Genomic DNA, 10,248 nt, shown 5'->3' with positions numbered 1-10,248 from the left:
AGGCGCACCTCGACGCAGTCGCCGCCGAGCTCAACGACCGACCCCGCAAACGACTAGAGTTCCAAACCCCGAACGAAGTCATCGGTAACATCCTGTTGCGATGACCGCTTGAATCCGCCGATCGGCATGCGGGCGGAGCGCATTCAGTTCGGCGACACGTTCGCCTCGCTGTGGGTCGCAACTTTCGGGGCTGGTCCTCTAACACCGCGCGGAGAGCGCTCGGCGTTGAGCCTCCGGCATCGAGGGACGCTCTTTGCGATCGACGATCAGACCGCGATCGTCGTGCGCGACGACGGTATTCCAGTGATCTCCGAAGGTAGTTGGCTGGAGCTGGGCCCCGAGACCCAGCTAGGCACGGTTCCACGGCGGCGACGGGTGCTCGCTCGGTGGTTCCGGCCAGCCGATCGTCATGAGGCACAGCACGAGGACGACGGCGATACTGATCCCAGCGAGGACCGTCGATGCCGTGCGAGCATTTCGGGAGTCAGCAAGCGAACCGCCTCTCAGCACGAATACCGACCACACCAGGACAGCGACCCAGACCACAAGCGAGATCACAGCGAAGCCGATGCCGATCTCACTCTCGCCGTCTTCCCAGTAGTACCTCTGGGTGAAACCTCCGGACCAAACCAACACCGGCCAATGCAAACCAAGCGGCACCGACTATCCCCACGATGGTCGCAATCAACCACAGCACGACACCGCTGACAGCACGCATGACAATGAGGCTACGGTGCACCGAGGCCGTGTTGGGATCCTGTCGAGTCTCGGGCGAGCACGGCGGAAGCGCCCGGCCCTACTCCAGAGGGCACCCGGTCACTTCGGCCGTGAGTAGCTCGAGGTACTCAAAAAAGGACCGACCAGCGGGCGGGTCAAGCGGGAAGACGGTGCGGTGAGGCCATGAACGCTCGGACGCGGAAGATCACTATCCTCGTCAGCACCGGCATCACGGTGGTAGCAGGAATCATCGCGGTCATCTATTTCTTCCAGCCGTGGCACAGGTGTTCCTACGAGGACACCTCCGCCGGATGCGCGATGCTGCCGGGTGACGCGGTGGTCATGGCGATCTCGATGTGGTCCACGCCGTTAGGACTTGTCCTCCTCGGAACCGTCCTCCTCATACGGCCGCGGATACTGGCTCGCTGATCGACCGACGTATGCACCCTTTCGTTCGGGCCCGAGTGCGATCACTATGGATCTGTCGGCGAATGACGGGAGGTTGAGATGAGCGTTTACCGAGTTATCGACGTTATCGGCACGAGTGCCTCGTCTTGGGAGGAGGCTGCCCGAGAAGCCATCAGCACTGCCGCGGGATCGCTGCACGACCTGCGAGTGGCCGAGGTGACGAAGCAGGACATCGTGGTCGGTGACGATGGTGCGTTGCTGTTCAGGGCCCGGATCCAGCTCTCGTTCAAGTACGCGCCCGAGTAGGCAGATCTGCTGCATTTCGGACGGGCTCTCGACACCGACGAGCGACGCGCACATGGACCGGGAACCGCGCTATGCGGCGGGCATCTCGTTGCCGTGCGGGCCGCGGCGGTCGAGCCAGATCGTGTGCGCCTTGAGGGCATGGAGTACAGCTAGCCTGACGACGAAGTACAGCGCGAGCAAGACGATGGCAGTGCCGAGGCCGTAGGACAGAAGTAGTAAGCCCCAGCCGTTGAGTGCTCCAAACATGCGTCTGAGCGTAACTGCGGCTTGGGCGCCGCTCGCACGCTCACGCTCAATCGGCCGAGTCCCCTCAGCGTCGCGGCGCCGCCGCACTTCGCATACCGCTCGGGAGAGCTCATTCGGACCGGCCTTACTATTTCCGTAAACTCGCCATGACGGCGGAATGTCCGGGGGTTTGGTTACCGTCCCCTCCGTGGCAACTTCTGATGCGCTCGCCGGGCTGGCTCCGGCACAGCTTGAGGCCGTCGAGCACGGAGATGGCCCGCTTGTGGTCGCGGCGGGGGCGGGTACTGGGAAGACGCGCGTGCTCACGGCACGGGTTGCGCGGTTGCTCGAAGCGGGGGTTGCACCCGAACGGATCCTGTTGCTGACGTTCACCAGGCGCGCGGCATCCGCGATGCTTTCTCGCGCTGCGGTGATGTGCGGCGACGTACAGGCTGCGCAGCGCATCGCGGGTGGTACGTTCCATGCGGTCGCGCACCGCCTCGTCGCCGAGCACGCACAGCATCTGGGGCTGGAGGACGTGACGGTCATCGATCCCGACGACGTCATCGACCTGATCGACCTGCTGCGCGCGGAGCACGGGCTCGACGGCACCGAGGTGAGGCTGCCCACGACGCGCGCAATCGCGGACATTGCATCCCGCGCGATCAACACCGCGACCCCGGCCCGTGCCGTCATTGAAGAGCAGTTTCCCTGGGCGCTTGAGCACGCCGACCAGGTCGCCGGACTGTTGCGCCACTACCGTGACCGCAAGCGCGAACGCGGTCTGCTTGACCTGGATGATCTGCTCATCGCCTTACGGGCGCTGGTCGCTGATCCAGATGTGGGAGCGCGATTGCGGGCACGCTGGGACTGGGTGCTGGTCGATGAGTACCAAGACGTCAACCAGCTTCAGGTCGACATCGTGCGCGGGCTCAGTCCCGACGGCCGTGGGCTCACGGTGGTGGGCGACGACGCACAGGCGATCTACGCGTTCCGGGGGGCCAGCGCCGGGCACCTGCACGAGTTGATCGAGGCGTACCCCGACGCCACGCTCGTGCGCCTCGAACGCAACTTCCGTTCCACGCAGAAGATCCTTGACCTCGCGAACCAGGCGCGCCCGGGCGAGCTGAGGCTGCGGCTCGTCGCAGACCGTCCGCAGTCGGCCGGCCTGCCGACCCTGGTCACCTGCCGCAACGCCGACGACGAAGCCCGCACAATCGCCGACCGCATCCTCGCCGCGCACGTCGATGGCACGCCACTGCGTTCGCAGGCCGTGCTGATGCGCACTGGATCCCACAGCGCGCAGCTGGAAGTCGAGCTCAAGGTGCGTGGAATCCCGTTCCACAAGTTCGGCGGGATCGGCTACCTGGAGACCTCGCACGTGCGCGACCTGCTCGCGAGCTTCCGAGTGGTGCTCAATCCGGCGGACGAGGTGTCCTGGTACCGCCTGCTCACCCGGCACCGCGCGATCGGCAAGGCCAGTGCGCGGGGCCTTGCCCGGATCCTCGCGGACGGGGGCGTCGATCGCACGGCCGACGCGGTCGCCGCAGCTCCAGCGAAGGCGCGCACCGGGCTCGCATCGACCCTGTCGCTGCTCGGAGCTGTCGACTTCACGACCGTCGTACCGGAGCTGGTCGAGGCATGCCGAGGCGCGGTGGATCCGCTGCTGCGCGCGCACTACCCGGATTGGCAGCGCAGGGTGACCGAAGTCGACGGCATCGCGCAGGCCGCCGCTCAACAGAGCGATCTCCGCACGTTCGTGAGCGAGCAGGCGATCGACCCGGTGAACGTCGCCAGCGACTGGGCGAAGCAGCCACATCTCGACGAGGACTGGCTGACCCTCTCCACGATCCACTCCGCGAAAGGTCTGGAATGGGATGTAGTGCACCTCCTGCGTGCCAACGACGGCGCGATGCCCTCGGACATGGCACTCACTTCCCGCGCCGGGCTGGCTGAAGAGGAGCGCCTCTTCTACGTCGCGATCACCCGCGCACGCGACGCCCTCGACGTCTACGTGCCCTCGCAGCTGCCTACGCATCCCACCGCGTTCCTTGCCAAGCACGTCGCTGCTAAGCCCAGCAGGTTCCTGACCGAGGCTGCCCGCGCTCTGATGGAGTCGGTCAGCACCGCCGCCGTCGCCCCCGAGCCTGCGATCAAGCGGGCCGTCGCGGTGCCGCGCGTGCGCACGGACGCGTTCGACGAACTATTCGCCTGATCTGAACCAGCGGGTCTCGCGCGCGCGTGCGGACCCGATTACACCAGAAGCAGCGGTATGGCTCTCCTCCGTCGGCACGGCGTCGCCCCGCCGCACCGCGCTGCAAGAGACCCCTCCGTCGTCGTCTCGTCCATGGTCAGTCCGAGACCGTGACTATATGTCGTCCATCACGGCCCTAAGGTGTGGGCATACGACCTCTTCTGTTGTCGTCGTCTTGTCCATGATCACTGTGCCGCTGCGCGGGAGACCAACCCTGCCGATAGGCTCGAGGTGAGGAGCCGGGTTATCGCAAAACAGATCGCACGGACGAAACTGACACTTGTGATCGGCTGTTGCCTGGTCCTGCTTGCTGGCTGCGCCCCCCCAGCGACTTCCATCGAGCTCGCTGAAGGTGCCGTCCGGTCTAACTCGGTGGACGTTGCCAAGCGACTCGCCTCCGTTGCTGCTGGGTTAGAGTCACCGACCGCACTGAGTTCAACGCAACTCGCTGAAGTAACGGACGAGGTCGCCGTCGACGCCGCCGGCTCGCCAGTACCGGTCGGTTCTCCAGGGCTTCAGGTGGGCTTCGCCAGCTCGAGCACGTCCGAGACGCTCACGGTCTCGGCGCTCATCCGTGGTCACGGCCAAACTCACTCAGGTTTCGGCGGCACGCTCCACAGCTTCTACGCCTGCGGCGAGTTCGTCGCAGACTTCAGCGCCCAGCAAGTGGTCGTCCGAGATATCGACTGCCCGCCTTGGCTGTCGAGCTGGATCGCACAATCGGAGCCTGTCTCGATCACGGCCGTCGTCGGGGACGCTCTTGACGACAGCAACTGGTGAGCCCGAACGCCGTCTGTCATCCCGCTTGAACTTCGTTGACTTCAAGGCTTCGGCGATCACCGTTCGGGTTGTGGAGGCGTCACCTCAGTCGATGCACGCCATTCGTCGACGCCATCAAGCGCGAGGGGCGATGCTCGCGGGTCGGGACACTCCGTCGGCACCACAGGCATGACCCTTTGTCCCGCGGTCCTGAGCGAATGGACTCGTGGGCCTATCGCAAGCCAGGGCGCGGGGCATACAGTCGGCCGGGTGAGCGTCCCTCGGTCAGTCGCCGGCACTTGCCGATCGAGTCAACGGCCACGCCACGCGCTACAACGAGTCAACGATCGCCGAGCTCCTCGTCGCGCAGTCGGGGTGGAAGGCGAGGTCGCACTGAGCGCCGGCTTGGTCATCGGAGCATTCGTCCCCGCAGTCCGTGACTGCTGAGCAGCTTGGAGACTCTCGTGCAACCCTTCAACGATCCGATCCTGAACGAGTTCGCGAGTGCCCTGATGGGTCTTGCACCGTATGGCGGCGCGGACATCGGCGAGGTCGACCTGCTAATAGGTCGAGTGACTGACGGTGACGACGACTCCTTCTTCGAGGCCTGTTCGGCCGCCGCTCGCGTGCGGATCGAAGAGGGCGACGCAGCCGCCGTGGCCGGCCACACCGAGACCGCGTACGACTGCTACATGCGCGCGTCGCTCTGGCTCGCCATGTCCTACCACCCGCTGTACGGCACGCCCGTCGACCCCCGGCTCACGGAAGCGTTCCACCTCCAGATGGATACGTTCGAGAAGGCGCTGCGCCTCGGGGTCGTGCGCGCCGAACCCGTCGACATCCCCTACGAGGGCACCAAGCTGCCGGCATGGTTCATCCGCGCACCCGGTCACGAAGAGGAGCGCCGTCCGGTCGTCCTGGTCGGCGGTGGCTGGGACTCGACGATGACCGAGAACCACTTCGGGTTCGGGATCGCCGCCCTCGCACGCGGCTACCACGTGCTCCTGCATGACGGCCCGGGCCAGGGCAAGCTGCTGATCGACGAGGGACTCACGCTGCGGCACGACTGGGATGCGGTGGTCACGCCGGTTGTGGACGCGGCGCTGCGGATCGACGTGGTCGACCCTGATCGGATCGTCTACTGGGCGTGGAGCCTCGGCGGCTACTTCGCGCCGCAGGTCGCCGCGCACGAACACCGTCTCGCCGCGATCGTCGCCGACCCTGGTCAGATGGACATCGGCGTCAAGATCACGGCGCCGCTGGCCAGATTCGGACTGGACGCCGACGCCATGGCGCGACTACCCGAACTGTCGGACGAGGACGAGCGCACGATCATGGCCTACTTCTCTGGGAACCGGGGGTTGCACTGGAAGATCATCCAGCGCGGCTTTTGGACCAACGGCGGCGGCGACCTCAGCGGCTTTCTCGCGGAGATGATGAAGTGGAAGCTGGAGCCGAGCGAGATCGCCATGATCACCTGCCCGGTGCTCGTCACGGCAGCAGAGTCCGACCAGGTCTCGTCTGACTCCAAGGCGCTCTACGATGCGCTCCCCGGCCCGAAGACCTTCATGCTGTTCACCGATGCCGAGGGCGCCGGCATGCATTGTGAGGTGCTCAACCGCTCACTCGCGAACCGGCGCACTCTCGACTGGCTCGACGACACCCTCTGAACCGTCCGCAAACGGGCGATCGTTCGACATCTTTCTTACCCGCTCACGGGCTCACTGTGCGGGATCGGTCCCGACTGTACGGCCGGGGCGTGTGATGCAGACCACGCCGCTTCGCGGAGCTGTGTGGGAGAGAGCCCGCTGGCCTCTTTGATCTTTCGGGCGAAGTGAAAGCTCGTTTTGAAGCCGGATCGAAGCGCGACGATCGAGATCGGCATACCCGAACTCGTGAGCAGTTCCATACCGAGGGTGACTCTTCGGTCCCACAGGTACTTGGTCGGGGTCGTCCCGATGTGTTCACGGAACAGTCGAATCAGGTGAGCGGGGGTGACGTGAGCCGCACGGGCGATGTCATTCAGTCCGACGTCGTCCTCGAGATGCTGGTGGATGAAGAGCCGTGCCTCTTCGATGCGCTCGGGAAGCGCTGCGGGGTAGTTCTCGAACTCCGCGATGAAGCGCCAAAGGAGCGCGGTGCCCAGAGCATCGACGAGAGCGCCCTTCGCGGTGAGTCTTGTCTGGACCGTTGCCACCGCTTCTCGTGACAGATACGTCAACGCGGCCGAGAGGTTGCGTGTCGGACGGAGCGCCTCCAGCCACGCGCTCATCTCGGGGGTGAGGCCATCGGGATCGCCCCGGATGACCGTTTGTGAGGTGACGACATCGGTGGGGAAGCGGATCGTCTCTGTGTGCCCCGGCAGGAGAATGCACATCTGGCCAGCGGAGACATCGTACGAACGCCCGCCCGCGATGTGCACCGTCATTCCGCCGACGTGGACCAGAACCATCTGTATCTGCTGCTGCAGACGCGGCCCGATACGGCTTGCGGGGTCCTGCTTCAACGGCTGGGCGGAGCAGTTCCGCAGAGTGAGACGGCGCGAGAGAGGATCAATTTCAGACACAAGGATGCGCTCATCGACCATGTACTGACGGTAGTCCAAGGGGGAAGATCGTGAGCGTGCCAAATACCCGAACCACTGTCCTGGTCGTCGGCGGCGGAATCGGCGGAGTTGCCGCCGCTCTCACCGCAGCACGCAACGGTCTGAACGTCGTTCTCACGGAACCGACCCGCTGGCTGGGGGGCGTGCTGACTTCGCAGGCAGTACCCCCGGACGAGCATCTCTGGATCGAGCAGTTCGGTTCAACTGCGACATATCGACACCTGCGTGACGGGATCAGGCGCTACTACCGCGATCATTACCCGCTGACCGAGGATGCCCGCGCGCAGAGGGCTTTCAACCCGGGCGCGGCGAAGGTGTCGGACCTGTGTCACGAGCCCATGGTGACGGTGGCAGTGATCGATCAGCTCCTGGCACCGCACCGTGCCACGGGCCGACTCCGGGTGCTCATGGAGCACGTGCCGATGAGTGCGGACATGGACGGCGATACCATTCGTGCCGTAGCGCTGCGCGATCTGCGCTCGGGTGAAACCGTAGTGGTGGAGCCGTCGTGGGTCGTCGATACGACCGAACTGGGCGACCTCCTGCCGCTCGCCGGGGCTGAGTACGTCACGGGCGCGGAGTCGAGGTCGTCAACGGGAGAACCGCACGCACCCGAACTGGCGGACCCGTCGAACATGCAACCGGTCAGCGTGTGCTTCGCGGTCGATCACGTCGATGGCGACCACACCATCGACAAGCCGGCCGAGTACGAGCACTTCCTGAGTGCCCGTGCCCCGCACTGGCCCGCGGGCCAGTTGTCTTTGACGGCGCCGCACCCGAAGACGCTCGCGCCGATCGATCACCGGTTTCAACCGAATCCGGACGGCAACTTCCGCGCCATCCGCCCGGACTACGCCGACCACCGCGTAGGCGAGATGGATCGCAACCTGTGGACCTTCCGCCGCATCGCCGCGCGACAGAACTTCGTCCCCGGTTCGTATCCCTCCGATATCACACTGGTCAACTGGCCCCAGATCGACTACTGGGAATCTCCGATCTTCGAAGTCCCCGATCCCGAACGAGAGGTGCGGCGGGCCCGGGCACTGTCCCGCTCGTTCCTGTACTGGCTGCAGACGGAAGCTCCTCGCCCCGACGGTGGCACCGGGTGGCCCGGTCTTCGGTTGCGCGGTGATCTGCTCGGCGGTTCGAGCGACGGGCTCGCACTCGCCCCGTATGTGCGGGAAGCGCGGCGGATCGTCGCCGAGCACACCGTGGTGGAGCAGGAGATCTCGCTCGACGTCCGCGGCGAGCGTGGGGCTGTCCGGCACCGCGACTCGATCGGAGTCGGCATCTACCGGATCGACCTGCATCCTTCCACCGGAGGCGACCCGTACATCGACATCGGCTGCAGCCCCTTCGAGATCCCTCTCGGCTGCATCCTTCCCGTGCGCATCAAGAACCTTCTGCCCGCGGCGAAGAACATCGGCACGACTCACATCACCAATGGCGCCTACAGGATGCCGTTGGTCGAGTGGAACGTCGGCGAGGTCGGTGCGCACCTCATCGCCTTCTGCGAAGCGAACTCGACCTCGCCGAAGGCCGTCCGCGATTCCGACGACCTGCTCGAAGCCTTCCAGAAGGGACTCGATCGCGAGGGAATCGAGCGGCATTGGCCGCAGATCGTCGGTTATTAGGTCGCATCCTCGCAGTCCAACAGGCTCCCGCAATACCCGAGTACCACGCATCAAAGGAGATGAATCGCATGGAGTACAGCAACCCACGCAAACTGGCAGCCGCGACGACGGCGCTGATCGCCGGATCGCTCGCGTTATCGGCGTGCGGCCCGGGAGACAGTCCAGATGCCGCGGACGAAGAGATCGTGATCACCTGCGCCACATGTCAGGAATCACCCACCGACCCCTTCCTGCAGTACAACTTTGAGGCTGCGGAGCGCTTCAACGCGGAGCATGAGGGGACCTATCGCATCGACACCCTCACCAATGCGAACGCTGGGTCGGGGGATGAGCGCCTCCAGTACTACCAGCGCCTTGCGCTCGCCGACGACCTTCCCGATCTCTTCCAGCTCAATTCTGCAGAGCTCGCTGCTCTGTCAGAGACCGGCGCGCTTCACGACTTCGCCGGCGACCTCGACGCCGACGCCGCGTGGGCCGACACATTCCAGCCCGGCACATTCGACGCGCTCTCTGGTGAGGAGGGCGAAATCTGGGCGATCCCTCAGCAGCGCGACCCGATCGGCATCTACTACAACAAGGACATCTGGGCGGCCGCAGGTTACGACGAGCTGCCCGCGACGTGGGACGAGTTCGAAGACGCTGCTCGCGCCATCGCGGAGACGGGCACGATACCCCTCGCGCTGGACGGCGACTGGGCGACGATGCTGATGTGGACCAACTTGATCGGCACTGCTCCCGGGGGTCAGGACTTCCTCAACGAGGGGATCTCGGGCGAGGATTTCGGCGGAAGCCAGGCCGCGGTCAACGCCACAGAGCGCCTTCGCGGCTGGCACGTCGAGGGGTTGGTGAACACCGACGCCTTCTCGGGCGATTTCCAGAACGCCGCGGCCGCGTACCTGTCCGGGTCTGCTGCGACGATTCCCAACGGGCCGTGGTTCGTCAAGACCAACCTGCAGGGTGATGCCGCCATCGAGGGCCTGTACGACGCGACGGGCTACTCCGTCTCCCCCGGTTGGGATGATGGCCAGGGCCTCATCATGGTCTCGGGTGCCGGATGGGTGTCGGGAGCCACCGACGACCGTGAGTTGGAGGCGGTACTCGCGTTCCTCGAGTTCGTCACATCGGAGCAGGAAGTGATCGCTCAGGCAGAGCAGACGGGGGCGAACCCGGCTGTCGTCGTCGATGATACTGCGCTCGAGGCCGCAGACCTCGAACCCCTGTCTGCCGGCCTGGTCGCAGCATCCGACGACGTCGCCTTCACCTATCCCCACGTTCGCGTGCACGGTCCTGCAGGATTCGGCAACGCCTGGAAGAACCTGTGGCCCGCCTACGTCAAGGGC

The 10,248-nt window shown here is 65.3% G+C and carries 9 protein-coding genes; 6 read left to right on the top strand and 3 right to left on the bottom strand.

Going from position 1 to position 10,248, the window contains the following annotated elements:
• Nucleotides 1-348 precede the first annotated feature (348 nt).
• Complete coding sequence (locus ACLKM7_RS18090; RefSeq protein WP_436448694.1) at nucleotides 349-636, bottom strand: hypothetical protein; 288 nt, start codon at nucleotides 634-636, stop codon at nucleotides 349-351.
• 588 nt (nucleotides 637-1,224) lie between these two features.
• Between ACLKM7_RS18090 and ACLKM7_RS18085 the strand changes: the two genes are divergently transcribed.
• A complete protein-coding gene (locus tag ACLKM7_RS18085) occupies nucleotides 1,225-1,431 on the top strand; it encodes a dodecin family protein (RefSeq protein WP_436448693.1) in 207 nt (68 codons plus the stop codon).
• A gap of 69 nt (nucleotides 1,432-1,500) precedes the next feature.
• Here ACLKM7_RS18085 and ACLKM7_RS18080 read toward each other — a convergent pair whose 3' ends face one another.
• On the bottom strand, nucleotides 1,501-1,677 hold the full coding sequence (locus ACLKM7_RS18080; protein ID WP_436448692.1) for a hypothetical protein: 177 nt from the start codon (nucleotides 1,675-1,677) through the stop codon (nucleotides 1,501-1,503).
• A 187-nt stretch (nucleotides 1,678-1,864) separates the two neighbouring features.
• Here ACLKM7_RS18080 and ACLKM7_RS18075 point away from each other — a divergent pair, with 187 nt between their 5' ends.
• The 3 genes from ACLKM7_RS18075 to ACLKM7_RS18065 all read left to right on the top strand — a co-directional run bounded on the left by ACLKM7_RS18075 (nucleotide 1,865) and on the right by ACLKM7_RS18065 (nucleotide 6,339).
• Entirely contained in the window at nucleotides 1,865-3,871 is a 2,007-nt protein-coding gene (locus ACLKM7_RS18075) for an ATP-dependent helicase (RefSeq protein WP_436448691.1), read from the top strand.
• A 411-nt stretch (nucleotides 3,872-4,282) separates the two neighbouring features.
• On the top strand, nucleotides 4,283-4,690 hold the full coding sequence (locus tag ACLKM7_RS18070) for a hypothetical protein (RefSeq protein ID WP_436448690.1): 408 nt from the start codon (nucleotides 4,283-4,285) through the stop codon (nucleotides 4,688-4,690).
• A gap of 443 nt (nucleotides 4,691-5,133) precedes the next feature.
• A complete protein-coding gene (locus ACLKM7_RS18065) occupies nucleotides 5,134-6,339 on the top strand; it encodes an alpha/beta hydrolase family protein (protein WP_436448689.1) in 1,206 nt (401 codons plus the stop codon).
• 35 nt (nucleotides 6,340-6,374) lie between these two features.
• Here ACLKM7_RS18065 and ACLKM7_RS18060 read toward each other — a convergent pair whose 3' ends face one another.
• On the bottom strand, nucleotides 6,375-7,121 hold the full coding sequence (locus tag ACLKM7_RS18060; protein WP_436448688.1) for a helix-turn-helix domain-containing protein: 747 nt from the start codon (nucleotides 7,119-7,121) through the stop codon (nucleotides 6,375-6,377).
• A 170-nt stretch (nucleotides 7,122-7,291) separates the two neighbouring features.
• Between ACLKM7_RS18060 and ACLKM7_RS18055 the strand changes: the two genes are divergently transcribed.
• The gene (locus tag ACLKM7_RS18055) at nucleotides 7,292-8,908 is read left to right on the top strand and encodes an FAD-dependent oxidoreductase (RefSeq protein WP_436448687.1); all 1,617 of its coding nucleotides are present in this window, start codon (nucleotides 7,292-7,294) and stop codon (nucleotides 8,906-8,908) included.
• Between the two features lie 68 nt (nucleotides 8,909-8,976).
• Nucleotides 8,977-10,248: ABC transporter substrate-binding protein (locus ACLKM7_RS18050; protein ID WP_436448686.1), on the top strand; the 1,272-nt coding region annotated here is incomplete at its 3' end.

This window comes from Microbacterium sp. I2 (genome assembly GCF_051364985.1).
GTDB lineage: Bacteria > Actinomycetota > Actinomycetes > Actinomycetales > Microbacteriaceae > Microbacterium.
This window is presented reverse-complemented; position numbering and strand designations above follow the sequence as displayed.